This window comes from Streptomyces sp. NPDC002888 (genome assembly GCF_042888465.1).
In the GTDB taxonomy this organism is placed as follows: Bacteria; Actinomycetota; Actinomycetes; order Streptomycetales; family Streptomycetaceae; genus Streptomyces.
Map to the genome: position 1 here is coordinate 1 of NZ_JBIAPU010000020.1, position 16415 is coordinate 16415.

Genomic DNA, 16415 nt, shown 5'->3' on the forward strand with positions numbered 1-16415 from the left:
CCCCGCGCCCTCCCGCCGCGGCCCGCCCCGCCCCGCGCCCGGCGGGGGGGGGGGGGGGGGCGCCCCGCCCGGGGGGGGGGGGGGGGGCGCGGCCCCCCCCCCCCCCCCGCCCCCCCCCCCCCCCCCCCCCCCCCCCCCCCCCCCTCCTGCGTGGGTATTGCGGTTACAGCACCTTCGACAGGAACGACTTGGTGCGATCGTGCTGCGGGTTCATCAGCACGTCACGGGGGTGGCCGGATTCGACCACCACCCCGTCGTCCATGAAGACCAGGGAGTCGCCGACCTCGCGGGCGAAGCCCATCTCGTGCGTGACGACGATCATCGTCATGCCGTCCTCGGCGAGGTCGCGCATGACGTCGAGGACCTCGCCGACGAGCTCCGGGTCAAGGGCCGACGTGGGCTCGTCGAACAGCATCAGTTTGGGCTCCATCGCCAGTGCACGGGCGATGGCGACGCGCTGCTGCTGGCCGCCGGAGAGCTGGGCCGGGTAGTGGCCCTTGCGGTCGCCGAGGCCGACCCGGTCCATGAGCCGCTGGGCGCGCTCCCGGGCGACGGCCTTGGTTTCGCCCTTCACCTGGATCGGGGCCTCGGTGACGTTCTCCAGCGCCGTCATGTGCGGGAAGAGGTTGAAGCGCTGAAACACCATGCCGATGTCCCGCCGCTGCGCGGCCACTTCCCTTTCCTTCAGCTCGTAGAGCTTGTCGCCGCTCTGCCGGTAGCCGACCAGGCTGCCGTCGACGTACAGCCGGCCGGCGCTGATCTTCTCCAGGTGGTTGATGCACCGCAGGAAGGTGGACTTGCCGGAGCCGGACGGGCCGATCAGGCAGAACACCTCGCGCGGGTTCACCTCCAGGTCGATGCCCTTGAGAATGTGCGCGAGCCCGAAGGACTTGTGCACGCCCTCGGCCTTGACCATCGGATGGCCGCTCGTGCCCATGGCGAACTCCTTGCTGATACTGCTCATCGCGTCACCTCCGGCCGGCGGAACGAACCGAACAGACGGAGGTTCTTCTTCATGCGCTGCAGCGGCGTCGGCGGCAGGTTGCGCGAGGAACCGCGGGCGTAGCGGCGCTCCAGGTAGTACTGGCCGACGCTGAAGACGCTGGTGAGGATCAAGTACCAGATCGACGCGACGAAGTACATCTCGACGACCGCCAGCGAGGTGCTGGAGACGTCCTGGGCCCGCTTGATGAGTTCGTTGAACTGCACCGCGTAGGCGAGCGACGAGGTCTTCAGCATGTTGATGAACTCGTTGCCGGTCGGCGGCACGATCACGCGCATGGCCTGCGGGAGGACCACGCGCCGCAGCGTCTTGCCCTGGGTCATGCCCAGCGCGTGCGAGGCCTCCGTCTGCCCCTCGTCGACCGACTGGATGCCGGCCCGGACGATCTCGGACATGTACGCGGCCTCGTTGAGGCCGAGTCCGAGCAGGGCCGCCAGGAACGGCGTCATCACCTGGTTCATCTCGTCCTTGTAGAACCCCAGGTTGAGTATGGGGAACACGAGGGCGATGTTGTACCAGAGGAGCAGCTGCACCAGCACCGGGGTGCCGCGGAAGAACCAGATGTAGAGCCAGGCCACCGTGCTGGTGACCGGGTTCGACGACATCCGCATCACCGCGAGGATCACGCCCAGGGCGAGCCCGAGGACCATGGCCAGCACGGAGATGTACAGCGTGTGCCAGACACCGTCCAGGATCAGGTCGTCCGTCAGGTAGTCCGGGATGATGTCGTAGTTGATCTTCGCGTTGGAGAAGGCGATTCCGATGAGCACCAGGACCGCGATGACCACGGCGCCGGCCACCCAGCGGCCGTAGTGGCGCACCGGGATGGCCTTGATCTGCTCCGGCGGCACCGACGCCGGAACCTTGTCGACAGTGTCAGTCACAGTGACTGCCCTTCAATGTTGCGTCAGGCAGGGTCAGGAGCCGCCGTTGATCTTGGCCTCGGTCACCGCGCCGTCCGTGACGTTCCACTTCTCGAGGATCTTCTTGTACTCGCCGTTCTCGATGATCGCGTCCATGGCCGCCTTGAGGGCGTCCCGCAGCTGGGCGTTCTCCTTGCTGACGCCGATGCCGTACGGGCCCGCCTCGATCTGCTCGCCGACCACCTCGAAGTCCTTGCCGCCGCCCGAGATCTTCGCGTTGTACGCGGCCACCGGGAAGTCGTTCAGGTCGGCGACAGAGGCACCCTGCTTCAGGCGGAGCAGCGCCTCGGGGTCGGTGTCGAAGGTCTGCAGCTTGATGGCCTTCTTGCCAGCCTTGGTGCACTTCTTGCTCTGTTCCTTGGCGATGCCCTCGGATGTCGTGCCCTGCTGCAGTGCCACGACCTGGCCACACAGGTCGTCCAGGGTCTTGATGCCCTTGGGGTTGCCCTTCTGGACCAGGATCGAGGTGCCGGCGGTGAAGTAGTCGACGAAGTCGATGCCGTTGCCGACCTTCTTGCCCGTGTCCGAGTCGATGCCGTTCTGGCGGTCCTTCGTGTCGTTCATCGCCGACATGATCACGTTGAACCGGTTGGACTGCAGACCCACGATGAGCTGGGCGAACTTGCCGTTCTGGAAGTCGAACTTCACGCCCAGCTGCTTGCCGAGGGCATCCGCGACGTCCGGGTCGATACCGACGGCCTTGCCGCCCTCCATGTACTCGACCGGCGGGTAGGCGATGTCGGAGCCGACCTTGATGACACCGACCTTCTTGATGTCCGCGGGAAGCTTGTCGGCGAGCGGCGCGGCGGACGCGGACGACTCCGACGTGCTCTCACTGCTGCTCTTGTCTGTCTGGTCACCGCAGGCGGTGAGGAGCAGCGCGCCAGCGACCGCGATCGCACCGACCGCGGCTGTCCGGGAGCTCGCGGCGGTCGTACGACGGGTGGAGCTTGCGGTCATGGTGGGTTCCTCCGGCGGATGGATGGAGTTGCCGATGGGGCGGGCGCCTGCCGACGGGTTCGGCAGGAGCCTGAGGTCGACGAGAGCACACGTCTTCGTGTGTAGCGACCTTGTGTGATTACGGCATCTTGCCATTCGGACTGAACCGTTCAGACGACTGGCCATGTCAAAATCGGATAACGGGAGACCCCCGAACCGCACCAGCCCGGTACATCACGGCCGGACCTTCTATTGGGAAGGCACCCTTCCGGCCGGAAGATCTGCGGCTTTTCTCGCGATGCACGCGGCCCAGGTGTCTGACGTGTGTCCACTTGAGCCCTTGTCAAGAGGTTGTCCAGAACTTGTCGCCATAATCAGCCATGAGTGCTCCCATGGTGTGTGACCTTCACGTTATGGACTCGTCCTGACCGTGGTCCGTCGGGTAAGAAGGTTCTTTACACCCCTCATCCGGGGCCCAGGGCGCGTGTGCGGCGCGCCCGTCGCGTATGTGCCCGTATCACTGACAGGGCCGTACGTGGTGCCCGCCCACCCCTCACCAGGGAGTGGCCACCCTCAAACCATGAACATCTAAGGGGTAAGACAAAGTGGCAGCGGAGATCGTCAATCCTCGCGGCAAGAACAAAACGGACCAGGAGGGCGGTGCGGAGCCCCTCGACTCCTTCGATCCGGCGTTCGCGCTGCACCGCGGCGGCAAGATGGCCGTGCAGGCCACCGTCCCGGTCCGCGACAAGGACGACCTGTCCCTCGCGTACACCCCCGGCGTCGCGCGCGTGTGCACCGCGATCGCGGAGCAGCCGGAGCTCGTCCACGACTACACGTGGAAGTCGTCCGTGGTCGCCGTGGTGACCGACGGTACGGCCGTCCTGGGGCTCGGGGACATCGGCCCCGAGGCATCCCTCCCGGTGATGGAGGGGAAGGCGATCCTCTTCAAGCAGTTCGGCGGCGTGGACGCGGTGCCGATCGCGCTGGCCTGCACGGAGGTCGACGAGATCGTCGAGACCGTGGTGCGGCTGGCTCCCTCGTTCGGCGGCGTGAACCTGGAGGACATCTCGGCGCCGCGGTGCTTCGAGGTCGAGCGCAAGCTCCAGGAGCGGCTGGACATTCCCGTCTTCCACGACGACCAGCACGGTACGGCGGTCGTGACGCTGGCGGCGCTGCGGAACGCCGCGCGGCTGAGCGGGCGGACGATCGGGGATCTGCGGGCCGTCATCTCGGGTGCGGGGGCGGCGGGTGTCGCCATCGCGAAGATGCTGGTCGAGGCGGGCATCGGAGACGTGGCGGTCGCGGACCGCAAGGGTGTCGTCTCCCGTGAGCGGGACGACCTCACGTCGGTGAAGGCGGAGCTCGCCGAGTTCACCAACAAGGCGGGGATCTCCGGTTCGCTGGAGGCGGCCCTGGCCGGCGCGGACGTCTTCATCGGAGTCTCCGGCGGTACGGTGCCGGAGGAGGCCGTGGCCTCGATGGCCGAGGGTGCGTTCGTGTTCGCGATGGCCAACCCGAACCCCGAGGTGCATCCGGACGTCGCGCACAAGTACGCGGCGGTCGTGGCGACCGGGCGGTCCGACTTCCCGAACCAGATCAACAACGTGCTGGCGTTCCCGGGCATCTTCGCCGGGGCGCTGCAGGTGCGGGCCTCCCGGATCACCGAGGGCATGAAGATCGCGGCGGCTGAGGCGCTGGCGGCGGTCGTCGGTGACGATCTCGCCGCCGACTACGTGATTCCCTCGCCCTTCGACGAGCGGGTCGCCCCTGCCGTTACCGCGGCGGTGGCTGCGGCGGCTCGGGCGGAGGGGGTTGCGCGTCGCTGAGCTGAGCTCGCGCTGAATGGCCTCGTCTGTTTGGGCGGGGCCATTTCCTTTGCCCTCCCGCCCGCCTGTCGGGGTGGGAGGTGGGGGGGGTGAGGGCTCGTCGGGTGCGGGCGCGCGGCTGGAGGAGCCCGCCCCGCCGCAGCTCGTGCCGGGCTTCCGCAAGAGGGGATGTCTCACACGGTCCCGCGGTTTCGTCGGCACCGTCGGGACCCTATCGTCGGCATCATGTTCGCCGTCTACGCCGCCCGAATCGACCGCGACCAGCCGCTTTCCGGCCTGGAGTTGGGGGAGCGCCCGGCCCCCGAGGCCCGTCCCGGCTGGAGCACGGTCAACGTCAGGGCCGCTTCCCTCAACCACCACGACCTCTGGTCCCTGCGCGGCGTGGGCCTCGCTGAGGACAAGCTGCCGATGATCCTCGGCTGCGACGCCGCCGGCGTCGACGAGGACGGCAACGAGGTCGTCCTGCACTCCGTCATCGGCCAGACCGGACACGGGGTCGGCCCCCACGAACCCCGCTCCATCCTCACCGAGCGCTACCAGGGGACCTTCGCCGAACAGGTCGCCGTACCGACCTGGAACGTCCTGCCCAAGCCCAAGGAGCTCTCCTTCGAGGAGGCGGCCTGTCTGCCCACCGCCTGGCTGACCGCCTACCGCATGCTCTTCACCAATGCCGGCGTGCGACCCGGTGACTCCGTGCTCGTCCAGGGCGCCGGCGGCGGTGTCGCCACGGCCGCGATCGTCCTCGGCAAGGCCGCCGGGCTGCGCGTCTTCGCCACCAGCCGGGACGAGGCCAAGCGGAAGCGGGCCCTGGAGCTGGGTGCCGTCGAGGCGGTCGAGTCGGGGGCGCGGCTGCCTCAGCGTGTCGACGCCGTCATCGAGACCGTCGGCGCCGCCACCTGGTCGCACTCGATCAAGTCCCTGCGGCCCGGCGGCACGCTCGTCATCTCCGGTGCGACGAGTGGCGACCGGCCCTCGCACGCCGAGCTGACCCGTATCTTCTTCCTCGAGCTCAAGGTCGTCGGCTCCACCATGGGCACCAAGGACGAACTGGAGGACCTCCTCGCCTTCTGCGCCGCCACCGGCGTACGCCCCGTCATCGACGAGGTGCTCCCGCTGGACCGGGCCCGCGACGGCTTCGAACGCCTTGCCTCGGGTGATCAGTTCGGCAAGATCGTCCTTACCAACAGCGCCTGAGGTTCCGCCTCGCGCGCCGCGTAGGCGGGTCCGGATCGCCGGGCCCGCCTTTCGTGTGCCCGCTGTGTCAACTGTGGTTGACATCATTCGCCTGTCAACGTAAGTTGACGTCATGACCGAAGCAACGGATCTCGCCGAGCGCGCGGGTGACCGCGATCCGCGGGTCGGACTGCGCGCCGTCGCCGCGCTGCGCAGGCTGCTGGAGCAGTTGGAGGCGGTGCAGGTGCGCAGTGCGCGCAATCAGGGCTGGTCGTGGCAGGAGATCGCCGCCGAACTCGGCGTCAGCAGGCAGGCCGTGCACAAGAAGTACGGGAGGCAGTGATGTTCGAACGGTTCACGAAGGACGCCCGCGAAGTGGTGCGGGGCGCCGCGGCCCACGGCGAACGCTCCGGCTCGCAATGCGTCGACGCCGAGCACATCCTCCTCGCACTGCTCGACCGCGAGGCCAGCCGTGCCTCCTTCGCATTGGCCGCGCTGGGGCTCGCCGAGCGCGGGGAGTCGGTGCGACGGGCCCTGGACGCGGCGCGCCGACGTGCGGGCCTGACCCGGGCGGAGGCCGACGCCCTCGCCGGGCTGGGGATCGACGTCTCCGAGATCGTCTCCCGGGTCGAGGAAGTGCACGGCGTCGGAGCGATGTCCGGTGACCGCGGGGACAAAGGCTGGTGGTCGGGCCGTCGCAGCTTCAGCCGAGGTGCCAAGGACGTCCTCGAAAGGTCCCTGCGAGCCGCCGTGGCCCGCCGTGACCGCCATGTCGGCGACGAACACATCCTCCTCTCCCTGACCAGCCTGCCCGGCGTCCCAGCCGAGGTCCTCGCCGACCACGGCGTGACGTACGAGTCGGTGACGCGGGTGCTGTACGGCGGGGGAGAGGCACAGGCGGGCTGAGGCCCACCCGTACGCTCTCCCGGCGGTCGGCACTCGGCACTCTCCTTGGGTGTTCAGCCCTTAGGAGCGCGCAGTATCACCCCGATGTGCGCCGCCGCCGTGGACAGATGGCGGCGGGCGTCGCGGAGCTGGTCGGGGGTGACACCGTGGTCGCGGGCCGCGTCGCGGATGTCGTCGCGGAAGCGGTCGAGGAGGCGGTCCAGGTCGCGGGAGGGATCGCCGGTGGGGTCCTCGTGAGCCCAGGCGGGCTCGTAGTCGGCGGGGAAGTCCTCCGGGGTCTGCCCGTACTCCGGCTGGGTGGTCGCCGCCCTGCCGCCGGGGCCCGGCCGGCCGAATCCGAAGTCCTTGCCGAACTCCTTCCCGAAGTCCTTGCCGAAGTCGCCGAACTCCTTCGCCAACTCGGTCAGCCCCTCCCGCAGCCCCGTGGGCCAGTCACCCCGCGTGAAGTGGTCCTGCACCTGCTCCTGCACCCGCCGGGCGATGCGCTGCACCTCCTCCTGCGTCTGGGCCCGGGCCCGGTCCTGGGCCTCCTTGGCCTGGCGCCGGGCCCGCTGGGCCTCGTCACGGGCCCGGCGGCTCTCGTCCTTGGCCCGCCTCGCCTGTTCCTTCCACTCCTGCTTGACGCGGCGCATCTCCTCCTTCGCGGCGCGCCACGCCTCCTTGTCGCCGTACTCGCCATGTTGACCGTGGTCGCCGAACTCCCCGAAGGGGCCGTTCTCGCCCGCGCCGGTGGTCGTGCCCCGGCGTGCCTCGGAGGCCGCCGCCCGCATCTCGCGCCGCAGGTCGCCCGCCGCGCCCCGGACGTCGGCCCGGATCTCGGCGGCCAGCTCCGCCACCGACTCCCGGATCTCCAGCTCCAGGTCGGCCAGCTCACCGCTGCGGTCGGCCAGTTCGGCGCGGCCCGCGTCCGTGATGGCGTACACCTTGCGCCCACCCTCGGTGGTGTGCGTGACCAGCCCCTCGGCCTCCAGCTTGGCCAGGCGCGGGTAGACCGTGCCTGCCGACGGGGCGTAGAGCCCCTGGAAGCGTTCCTCCAGGAGGCGGATCACCTCGTAGCCGTGACGCGGGGCCTCGTCGAGCAGCTTCAGCAGGTAGAGGCGGAGGCGGCCGTGGGCGAAGACGGGAGGCATGTCAGAGCACCTTCTTGTCGGTCGTGCCGTCGGCCGGAGCGTCGGTCGCGGTCGCGTCCCCGCCCGGGCCGGAACCGGAATTGTCCCCTGAGGCGGCTCGTGCTCCGTCCGCCGGGTCCGTCGGGTCTGCCGGGTCGGAAGCGGAAGCTGCCGACGGGGTCGCCGAGTCGTCGCCGGGAGTCCTCGGACGGTCGGCCGGGCTCACCCGGTCGTCGAAGGGAGGGTCGGGCTCGGCCTCCCAGGCGCCGTCGCCCTCCTCGTCCTCCTGCGGCCGCCGCAGCAGCGCGATCGACCCGGACACCGTCGTCGCCTTCAACCGGCCGTTGCCCGCGCCCAGGCGCCCGGTGATCCGCTTGGCGCCCCACTGGCCGCTGACCCGCAGATCCTCGAAGGCGTTGGAGACCGCGCCGCTGGCCGTGTTCGCCTCCACCTCCGCGTCCGCCGGGTGGGGGAGCCGGATGGCGATCTCGCCCGACACGCTGGTGAGGCTGACATGGGTGGGCCGGGCCGTCGGGTCCAGGTCGACGATCATCGAACCGCTCACCGAGTCGGCCTTCACGGAGGAGCCCGCGCCGTCTACCACCGTCAGGTCCCCGGAGACGGAGTTGAAGCGCAGGTCGCCGGAGAGGGCCTGGGCCTCCACGTTCCCCGAGACGGTGTCCGCGCGCACCGGCCCCGCTAGGCTCACGAGCGTGGTGTCCCCAAAGACCCCCTTGACCTCGGCGCGCCCCTCGATCCCGGAGACCACGGCCGCGGCACTCACCACGCCCACCTCCACGCGCGTCAGTGCCGGAACGGCCAGGGAGACCACGGCACTGCGGCGCCACCCCTTGCGGTCGAGCCACTTGAGGAAGCCCTTCCAGGGCAGGTCCTCGTACGCCACCGTGAGGGTGCCGCCCTGCTGGGTGACCACCAGGGGCGGGCCGTCGATCTCGGAGACCTCCAGACGGGCGGAACCCTCGTCGGTCCCCACGACGTTCACCGTTCCATGGACGATGCGCACCTGGAGCTCGCTCACCGGCTCGTCGAAGGTGAGCTTCCCCGGCTCTGACACGGACCACTCGGACATGCTGACGACCTCCCCGACACGACACGCCATATCGCGTCTTACGTGAAACACGATATATCGCGGTTGGTGAAAGTCAAGACACCCGTTCTGGTGATCGACGAGCCCCAAGGATGACGAATTGTCCTAGCGTGTGAGCATGCCGACGGAAGACCTGCCCGCCCGCTCCCGGGCGGGCGCCACCTCCGGTGCCCTGCTGCTCTGCCGGGCGGCCCCCGACTCCGTCGCCCCCGCCGCCCGCCTCCTGCGCGAGCCCCTGCTGCTGACGAGCGCCGGTGAGGGCTGGAGCGTCCTCGTCCCCGAGGGCACCCCGTGGCAGTACGGCGGCGACCCGGTCGACCGCGTCCTCACCGGCTGGGCCACCGCCCTGGCCGTCGGCGCCTCCTCGCCCGCACTGGCGCTCTGGTGGGACGCCGACCGCGCCGGCTGCACCCTCGCCTCCGGCTTCCGCCGCACCGTCGCCTACGTCTGGCTCGCCAGCGGCACCCCCGCGGGCGAGGACGAGGCCATGCGCACCCTGGCCACCTGTCTGGGCCTGGACCCCGTCCTGGACGTGCAGTCCCTCGCGCCGCTCACGGAACCGGACTCCGGCGCCGACGCCCCCGCCCGCCTGCGTGCCCTCCTCGCGGTCCTCACGCGCGCGGGCGTCTCCCTCCCGGCCGCCCTCACCCCCGGCGCCCCCGCGAGCCGCCTGTGCGAGGCGGCCCGTGCGCAGTCGGGCGCCCGGGAGATCGACTGGCCGGTGCGACGTACGGAGCCGGAGCCACCGGCACCCACGGCCCCTCCAGCGCCCCGCACCCTCACGGCAGCGCCCCGCACCCTCACCAGCAGCCCCCCGAACCCCTGGCTCCCCTGGTCCCCGACGCACCGTTCCCGCGCCCTGGCCCTCGCTCAGATCGCCGCGGGCCTGTCCCTCGCGCTCTCGGGCCTACGGTGCCGCAGAGGCGGCTGGGCGGCCGCTGGAGCGCTCCTCCTGGCGCACGGCGCGCTCGCCCTGGCGTACGACCTCAGCCACCCGCCCGACTGACGGCCGCCGGAGAAAACGACACCAAAAACACCACCGCAAACGACCCCCGAAACACCGCCGCAAACGACCCCCGAAACACCGCCGCAAACGACCCCAGAAACGACACCAAAAAGGGGCGCCGCAAAGGCGCCCCCAGGAAATCCACCCGACGAACCTACTCGTCGTCGTCGTCCTCGTCGTCCAGCCGGGCCAGCCACGTCGCCAGCCGCTCCACCGGTACCTCGAAGTCCGGGTTCAGGTCGACGAACGTCCGCAGCTGCTCGGCGAGCCACTCGAAGGTGACCTCCTCCTCGCCGCGCCGCTTCTCCAGCTCTTCGATGCCACGGTCCGTGAAGTACATGGCTCAAGGATAAGTGCGCCGAAACGGCCGGGCCGCACCCCCGGAAGAGGGGTGCGGCCCGGTCACGTACGGCCTGCGAGGGCGGTTACGCCTCGAACACCTCGCGCACCAGCTGCTCCTGCTCGGCCTGGTGGCGCTTGGCGGAGCCGACCGCCGGGGACGAGCCGTGCGGGCGCGAGATGCGCCGCAGACGCTCGCCGTGGGGCACGTCGGCGCCGACCGCCAGGTCCAGGTGGTCGATCAGGTTCAGCGCGATGAACGGCCAGGCACCCTGGTTCGCCGGCTCCTCCTGGGCCCACAGGTACTTCTCGGCGTTCGGGTACTTGTTGACCTCCGCCTGGAGCTCGGCACCCGGCAGCGGGTACAGGCGCTCGACGCGGATGATCGCCGTGTCCGTGACACCGCGCTTCTGACGCTCGGCCTCCAGGTCGTAGTAGACCTTGCCCGCGCAGAAGACGACCTTGCGGACGGCGGCCGGGTCGACCGACGCGTCGCCGATGACCGGGCGGAACTGGCCCGTGGTGAACTCGTCCGCCTTCGAGGCCGCCGCCTTGAGGCGCAGCATCGACTTCGGGGTGAAGACGACCAGCGGCTTGTGGTGCGGGTTGTGCACCTGCCACCGCAGGAGGTGGAAGTAGTTCGACGGCAGGGTCGGCATGGCGACCGTCATGTTGTTCTGGGCGCAGATCTGCAGGAAGCGCTCCGGGCGGGCGGACGAGTGGTCCGGGCCCTGGCCCTCGTAGCCGTGCGGGAGCAGCAGGGTGACGCCGGACGTCTGGCCCCACTTCTGCTCCGCCGACGAGATGAACTCGTCCACGACCGTCTGCGCGCCGTTGACGAAGTCGCCGAACTGCGCCTCCCACATCACGAGCGCGTCGGGGCGGGCCAGCGAGTAGCCGTACTCGAAGCCCATCGCCGCGTACTCGGAGAGGAGGGAGTTGTACACGTTCAGCCGCGACTGCTCCTCGGAGAGGTAGTTCAGCGGCGTGAACTCCTCGCCGGTCGCCCGGTCGATGATGACCGCGTGGCGCTGGCCGAAGGTGCCGCGCTGGGAGTCCTGGCCCGCCAGGCGGACCGGCACGCCCTCAAGGAGCAGTGAACCGACGGCGAGGGTCTCGCCCATGCCCCAGTCGATCGTGCCGTCCTCGACCATCGCCGCACGGCGCTGCAGCTGCGGCAGCAGACGCGGGTGCGCGGTGATGTGGTCGGGGACGTTGACCTGGGACTCGGCGATGCGCTTGACGACCTCGTCGGAGACCGCGGTGTTCACCGCGACCGGGAAGGTGTCCTGGCCGTCGAGGGTGTCGCCGGAGGCGGGCTGCGAGGTGGCCTCGCGGACCTCGGTGAAGACCTTCTCCAGCTGGCCCTGGTAGTCCTGCAGAGCCTGCTCGGCCTCTTCCAGGGTGATGTCGCCGCGACCGATCAGGGACTCGGTGTACAGCTTGCGCACCGAGCGCTTCTTGTCGATCAGGTCGTACATCAGCGGCTGGGTGAAGGCCGGGTTGTCCGACTCGTTGTGACCGCGGCGGCGGTAGCAGATGAGGTCGATCACCACGTCCTTGTTGAACGCCTGACGGAACTCGAAGGCGAGGCGTGCGACGCGCACGACGGCCTCGGGGTCGTCGCCGTTCACGTGGAAGATCGGGGCCTCGATCATCCTCGCCACGTCCGTCGCGTACATCGACGAACGCGAGGACTCCGGGGCGGCGGTGAAGCCGACCTGGTTGTTGATGACGATGTGGACCGTGCCGCCGGTGCGGTAGCCGCGCAGCTGCGACATGTTCAGGGTCTCGGCCACCACGCCCTGGCCCGCGAAGGCCGCGTCGCCGTGGATCGCGATCGGCAGGACCGTGAAGTCCGTGCCGCCCTTGTTGATGATGTCCTGCTTGGCGCGGGCGACGCCCTCCAGGATCGGGTCGACGGCTTCGAGGTGCGAGGGGTTCGCGACCAGGTTGACCTTGATCTGCTCGCCGTCGAGGCCCGTGAAGGTGCCCTCGGCGCCCAGGTGGTACTTCACGTCGCCGGAGCCGTGCATCGACTTCGGGTCGAGGTTGCCCTCGAACTCGCGGAAGATCTGCGCGTACGACTTGCCGACGATGTTCGCCAGGACGTTCAGGCGGCCGCGGTGGGCCATGCCGATGACGACCTCGTCCAGGCGCGACTCGGCGGCCGAGTCGAGGACCGCGTCGAGCAGCGGGATGACGGACTCGCCGCCCTCCAGGGAGAAGCGCTTCTGGCCGACGTACTTCGTCTGCAGGAAGGTCTCGAAGGCCTCCGCCGCGTTCAGACGGCGCAGGATGCGCAGCTGCTCCTCGCGCTCCGGCTTGGAGTGCGGGCGCTCCACGCGGTCCTGGATCCACTTGCGCTGCTTGGGGTCCTGGATGTGCATGAACTCGATGCCGGTGGTGCGGCAGTACGAGTCGCGCAGCACGCCGAGGATGTCGCGCAGCTTCATCATCGACTTGCCGGCGAAGCCGCCGACGGCGAACTCGCGCTCCAGGTCCCACAGGGTGAGGCCGTGCTCGGTGATGTCGAGATCGGGGTGCTTGCGCTGCTGGTACTCCAGCGGGTCGGTGTCGGCCATGACGTGGCCGCGGACCCGGTAGGAGTGGATCAGCTCGAAGACGCGGGCGGCCTTGGTGACGTCGTCGTCGTGGCTGGCGTCGATGTCCTTGAGCCAGCGGACCGGCTCATAGGGGATGCGCAGCGACTCGAAGACGTCGTCGTAGAAGCCGCTCTCGCCGAGGAGGAGGTTCGCGACCGCGCGCAGGAACTCGCCGGAGGCGGCGCCCTGGATCACCCGGTGGTCGTAGGTCGACGTGAGCGTCATGACCTTGGAGATGCCGAGCTTGTTCAGGGTGTCCTGGGAGGTGCCCTGGAACTCCGCCGGGTAGTCCATGGAGCCGACGCCCATGATCACCGACTGGCCGGGCATCAGACGCGGCACCGAGTGGACCGTGCCGAGGCCGCCGGGGTTGGTCAGGGAGACCGTGACACCCGTGAAGTCGTCCATCGTCAGCTTGTTGTCGCGGGCGCGACGGACGATGTCCTCGTAGGCCTGCCAGAACTCGAAGAAGTTCAGCGTCTCGGCCTTCTTGATCGCCGCGACGACCAGCTGGCGGTCGCCGTTCGGCTTGACCAGGTCGATGGCGAGGCCGAGGTTGACGTGCGGCGGCTTGACGAGGGTCGGCTTGCCGTCCTTCTCGCCGAACGCGTGGTTCATCGACGGCATGGCCTTGATGGCCTGCACCATCGCGTAGCCGATCAGGTGCGTGAAGGAGATCTTCCCGCCCCGGGCGCGCTTGAGGTGGTTGTTGATGACGATGCGGTTGTCGAAGAGCAGCTTCACCGGCACCGCACGCACGGACGTGGCCGTGGGCAGCTCCAGGGAGGCGTTCATGTTCTTCGCGACCGCGGCGGACGGGCCGCGCAGCGTCACGAACTCGGGACCCTCCGCAGGCGCTGCGGCCTCGGCGGCCGGCGCGGCCTTCGGCTTGGCGGCCGCGGGCTTCGCGGGGGCCGGAGCCGGGGCGGCGGCCTTCGCGGGAGCCGGAGCTGCGGCCGCGGGCTTCGGGGCCGCGGGGGCCGGCGCGGCGGCAGGGGGCGCAGGAGCCGCGGCGGCCGGGGCGGCGGGCGCCGCCGGAGCCGTGGTCTCTGCGGCCCCCGCGGCCGCAGTACCCGCCGGAGCCGGGGCGCCAGCGGCGCCCGGCTTGTAATCGGCGAAGAAGTCCCACCAGGCGCGATCGACCGAATTCGGGTCCTGGAGGTACTGCTGATAGATCTCGTCGACGAGCCACTCGTTCGGACCGAACGCGGCAGCGGGGTTCTTGCCCGCTTGGTCGGCGTCGGTCGAGATGCTCGAGTTACTGGGGGACTGTGGCGACACGGCGGCAACCGCCCTCTTCCGCTTCACAAGGTGATGGACAGCGGGAATAAAGGCTACGCCCCCAAGACGGTGAAGGTCAGGTCGGGCCCGTTCATCGTCGCGTAAGTCACATCGGAAAGTGTGTTTCGGGGCTGGAAATGGCGGGAAACAAGCGTGGTTCCGCTACAGAAGTGCCGCACAGGGGTACGGAGATGGGGGCCGTGCGCGCGCAGCGCGCAGACCTGTGCCTGATCACACGTGTCCGTCAGCGCGGACAGTGGTGGATCTTGAGGCTCCGGTTCGGACTTTACGTCAACTTGGCACGGAAGTCTCTCCCGGGAGAGTGATAAGAATCCGGCAACCCCGCTCGGATTCGGCCACTCCGATCCGGCCCCCGTGGAGATCCACGGCCCAGCGGGCGATCGCCAGCCCGAGCCCCGTACCGCCGTCGCTGCCCGGCCCGTGCGGCCGGCGCACCGCCCCCCGGTTGAACCGCTCGAACACGCGGTGCCACTCCGACCTGGGGATACCGGGGCCCTCGTCCAGGACCTCGAGGGCCAGCGACTCCGGCAGCGGCCCGCGCCGCGCCTTGACCGTCACGCGGCCGTGCGGCGGGCTGTGCTTGACCGCGTTGTCGATCAGGTTGGCGACGACCTGGTGGATGCGCTCCGGGTCGGCGTGCGCGGTCAGCTCCGGCGGGGAGACGTCCAGGTGCAGATGGACGTCGGTACGGGTGTGACTGCCGCCCGAGCCCATCGTCGCGCGCGCGGAGGCGACCATGTTGGCCTCCTTCAGCACGCCCGAGAGGTACGGCCACACCTCGAAACGCCGCTTGCGCAGCGGTACGACGCCGTTGTCGAGGCGGGAGAGGTCAAGGAGCGTCTCCACCAGCCGCCCGAGCCGCTCGGTCTGCTTCAGAGCCGTGCGCATGGTCTCGGGGTCGGCCTCGGCGATGCCGTCCACGACGTTCTCGAGGACGGCGCGCAGACCCGCGATGGGTGTGCGCAGCTCGTGCGAGACGTTGGCCACGAGTTCCTTGCGCTGGCGGTCCTGGGCCTCCAGTTCGTCGGCCATCATGTTGATCGTCTGGGCCAGGTCGCCCAGCTCGTCCCAGCGGTTCTCCTGCACTCGGCGCGTGTAGTCACCGTGCGAGATGGACCGGGCCACCGTGTTCATCTCGTCCAGCGGAGCGGTGAGCGAATGCGCCACGAACTGCGTAATGAGCAGTGTGGCGATCATCGAGAAGACCGTGATGAAGCGGAGTTCCGTCTTGGTGTGCACCGCGATCATCGACAGACCGGTGGTGATCAGCACCGAGATGACGACGAGCGCGCCCAGCTTGGTCTTGATCGAGAACGGGCGTACGCCGCCCCAGGGCTCCCCGGGGCTCCTCCGTGCGGCCGACCGCCCTTCGCTCATGGAGTCGGGGTCTCCAGCGCGTAGCCCACGCCGTGCACCGTACGGATGCGCTCGGCGCCGATCTTCCGGCGCAGCGCCTTGATGTGGCTGTCCACGGTCCGGGTGCCGGAGGCGTCCGCCCAGTCCCACACCTCCGCGAGGAGCTGCTCACGGGAGAGCACCGCGCGCGGGGTGTTGGCCAGGCAGACCAGCAGGTCGAACTCGGTGGGCGTGAGGTGCACGTCCTCCGAGCGCACCCGCACCCGGCGCTGCGCGTGGTCGATCTCCAGCTCGCCGAGCCGCAGGATCCCGCTGCGCGGGGTCGTCGCGGCGAGCGCGGCCCGCTCCACGCGGCGCAGCAGGACGTGCACGCGCGCGGCCAGCTCCCGCATGGAGAAGGGCTTGGTCATGTAGTCGTCGGCGCCGACGCCGAGCCCGACCAGCATGTCGGTCTCGTCGTCGCGCGCGGTGAGCATCATCACCGGCACCGGGCGGGCGGCCTGCACGCGACGGCAGACCTCCAGACCGTCGAAGCCGGGCAGCATGATGTCGAGGATCAGCAGGTCGGGCTGCCAGGCCTCTGCGGTGTCGACGGCCGCCGGACCGTCGCCCGCTGTTTGCACGAGGAATCCCTCGGCGCGCAGGCGGGCTGCGATGGCGTCGACGATCGTCGGGTCGTCCTCGACCACCAGGACTCGCCGCTGGGCGCCCGGAGTCGCCGTCGTCGTGCCGCTGTGGGAGGTGTGTGTCTGCTCCATCGCCCGCCCCTGAGTGTGCTTTCCGGAACCAGTGGGGTGATTCCTCGGTCTGCGCATG

The 16415-nt window shown here is 69.8% G+C and carries 14 protein-coding genes; 5 read left to right on the forward strand and 9 right to left on the reverse strand.

The window, feature by feature from the left end:
* Positions 1-163 precede the first annotated feature (163 nt).
* From ACFYWX_RS29580 to ACFYWX_RS29590, 3 genes are read right to left on the reverse strand one after another with little or no spacing between them, the layout of a single operon-like run.
* Positions 164-964, reverse strand: coding sequence for an amino acid ABC transporter ATP-binding protein (locus ACFYWX_RS29580; RefSeq protein WP_389427174.1), 801 nt, complete (start codon positions 962-964; stop codon positions 164-166).
* A complete protein-coding gene (locus ACFYWX_RS29585; protein WP_389427176.1) occupies positions 961-1887 on the reverse strand; it encodes an amino acid ABC transporter permease in 927 nt (308 codons plus the stop codon). The genes ACFYWX_RS29580 and ACFYWX_RS29585 overlap by 4 nt, the downstream gene beginning before the upstream one ends.
* Positions 1888-1920: 33 nt before the next feature.
* Complete coding sequence (locus tag ACFYWX_RS29590; RefSeq protein WP_389427178.1) at positions 1921-2886, reverse strand: ABC transporter substrate-binding protein; 966 nt, start codon at positions 2884-2886, stop codon at positions 1921-1923.
* A 584-nt stretch (positions 2887-3470) separates the two neighbouring features.
* Here ACFYWX_RS29590 and ACFYWX_RS29595 point away from each other — a divergent pair.
* The 4 genes from ACFYWX_RS29595 to ACFYWX_RS29610 all read left to right on the forward strand — a co-directional run bounded on the left by ACFYWX_RS29595 (position 3471) and on the right by ACFYWX_RS29610 (position 6773).
* Positions 3471-4694 (forward strand): NADP-dependent malic enzyme, encoded by a 1224-nt coding sequence (locus ACFYWX_RS29595; protein ID WP_389427180.1) that lies wholly within the window; start codon positions 3471-3473, stop codon positions 4692-4694.
* 225 nt (positions 4695-4919) lie between these two features.
* The gene (locus tag ACFYWX_RS29600) at positions 4920-5888 is read left to right on the forward strand and encodes a zinc-binding dehydrogenase (protein ID WP_389427182.1); all 969 of its coding nucleotides are present in this window, start codon (positions 4920-4922) and stop codon (positions 5886-5888) included.
* Between the two features lie 112 nt (positions 5889-6000).
* Positions 6001-6210, forward strand: coding sequence for a helix-turn-helix domain-containing protein (locus tag ACFYWX_RS29605; RefSeq protein ID WP_018571396.1), 210 nt, complete (start codon positions 6001-6003; stop codon positions 6208-6210).
* The gene (locus ACFYWX_RS29610) at positions 6210-6773 is read left to right on the forward strand and encodes a Clp protease N-terminal domain-containing protein (protein ID WP_389427184.1); all 564 of its coding nucleotides are present in this window, start codon (positions 6210-6212) and stop codon (positions 6771-6773) included. The genes ACFYWX_RS29605 and ACFYWX_RS29610 overlap by 1 nt, the downstream gene beginning before the upstream one ends.
* A gap of 53 nt (positions 6774-6826) precedes the next feature.
* On the opposite strand, the gene ACFYWX_RS29615 is transcribed toward ACFYWX_RS29610, so the two are convergent.
* Both ACFYWX_RS29615 and ACFYWX_RS29620 read right to left on the reverse strand, forming a co-directional pair.
* Positions 6827-7903, reverse strand: a complete 1077-nt coding sequence (locus ACFYWX_RS29615) for a helix-turn-helix transcriptional regulator (protein WP_389427186.1) — start codon at positions 7901-7903, stop codon at positions 6827-6829.
* A 1-nt stretch (position 7904) separates the two neighbouring features.
* Positions 7905-8972, reverse strand: coding sequence for a DUF4097 domain-containing protein (locus tag ACFYWX_RS29620; protein ID WP_389427188.1), 1068 nt, complete (start codon positions 8970-8972; stop codon positions 7905-7907).
* A 136-nt stretch (positions 8973-9108) separates the two neighbouring features.
* Here ACFYWX_RS29620 and ACFYWX_RS29625 point away from each other — a divergent pair, with 136 nt between their 5' ends.
* On the forward strand, positions 9109-9996 hold the full coding sequence (locus ACFYWX_RS29625) for a hypothetical protein (RefSeq protein ID WP_389427190.1): 888 nt from the start codon (positions 9109-9111) through the stop codon (positions 9994-9996).
* A gap of 154 nt (positions 9997-10150) precedes the next feature.
* Here the strand turns inward: ACFYWX_RS29625 and ACFYWX_RS29630 are convergent, their stop codons facing one another.
* The 4 genes from ACFYWX_RS29630 to ACFYWX_RS29645 all read right to left on the reverse strand — a co-directional run bounded on the left by ACFYWX_RS29630 (position 10151) and on the right by ACFYWX_RS29645 (position 16357).
* Positions 10151-10336: a DUF6104 family protein gene (locus ACFYWX_RS29630; RefSeq protein ID WP_053640526.1), complete on the reverse strand. Its 186-nt coding sequence runs from the start codon at positions 10334-10336 to the stop codon at positions 10151-10153.
* Between the two features lie 85 nt (positions 10337-10421).
* The gene (locus ACFYWX_RS29635; RefSeq protein ID WP_389427193.1) at positions 10422-14222 is read right to left on the reverse strand and encodes a multifunctional oxoglutarate decarboxylase/oxoglutarate dehydrogenase thiamine pyrophosphate-binding subunit/dihydrolipoyllysine-residue succinyltransferase subunit; all 3801 of its coding nucleotides are present in this window, start codon (positions 14220-14222) and stop codon (positions 10422-10424) included.
* A 291-nt stretch (positions 14223-14513) separates the two neighbouring features.
* A complete protein-coding gene (locus tag ACFYWX_RS29640; protein WP_389427195.1) occupies positions 14514-15620 on the reverse strand; it encodes an ATP-binding protein in 1107 nt (368 codons plus the stop codon).
* On the reverse strand, positions 15617-16357 hold the full coding sequence (locus tag ACFYWX_RS29645) for a response regulator transcription factor (protein WP_389427197.1): 741 nt from the start codon (positions 16355-16357) through the stop codon (positions 15617-15619). The genes ACFYWX_RS29640 and ACFYWX_RS29645 overlap by 4 nt, the downstream gene beginning before the upstream one ends.
* Positions 16358-16415 lie beyond the last annotated feature (58 nt).

Excerpts from the sequence above, each read along its gene's own strand:
- ACFYWX_RS29620 (WP_389427188.1), bottom strand. The coding sequence starts at position 8,972 with ATGTCCGAGTGGTCCGTGTCAGAGCCGGGGAAGCTCACCTTCGACGAG.
- ACFYWX_RS29590 (WP_389427178.1), bottom strand. The coding sequence starts at position 2,886 with ATGACCGCAAGCTCCACCCGTCGTACGACCGCCGCGAGCTCCCGGACA.
- ACFYWX_RS29645 (WP_389427197.1), bottom strand. The coding sequence starts at position 16,357 with ATGGAGCAGACACACACCTCCCACAGCGGCACGACGACGGCGACTCCG.
- ACFYWX_RS29615 (WP_389427186.1), bottom strand. The coding sequence starts at position 7,903 with ATGCCTCCCGTCTTCGCCCACGGCCGCCTCCGCCTCTACCTGCTGAAG.
- ACFYWX_RS29640 (WP_389427195.1), bottom strand. The coding sequence starts at position 15,620 with ATGAGCGAAGGGCGGTCGGCCGCACGGAGGAGCCCCGGGGAGCCCTGG.
- ACFYWX_RS29625 (WP_389427190.1), top strand. The coding sequence starts at position 9,109 with ATGCCGACGGAAGACCTGCCCGCCCGCTCCCGGGCGGGCGCCACCTCC.
- ACFYWX_RS29630 (WP_053640526.1), bottom strand. The coding sequence starts at position 10,336 with ATGTACTTCACGGACCGTGGCATCGAAGAGCTGGAGAAGCGGCGCGGC.
- ACFYWX_RS29580 (WP_389427174.1), bottom strand. The coding sequence starts at position 964 with ATGAGCAGTATCAGCAAGGAGTTCGCCATGGGCACGAGCGGCCATCCG.
- ACFYWX_RS29605 (WP_018571396.1), top strand. The coding sequence starts at position 6,001 with ATGACCGAAGCAACGGATCTCGCCGAGCGCGCGGGTGACCGCGATCCG.
- ACFYWX_RS29600 (WP_389427182.1), top strand. The coding sequence starts at position 4,920 with ATGTTCGCCGTCTACGCCGCCCGAATCGACCGCGACCAGCCGCTTTCC.
- ACFYWX_RS29610 (WP_389427184.1), top strand. The coding sequence starts at position 6,210 with ATGTTCGAACGGTTCACGAAGGACGCCCGCGAAGTGGTGCGGGGCGCC.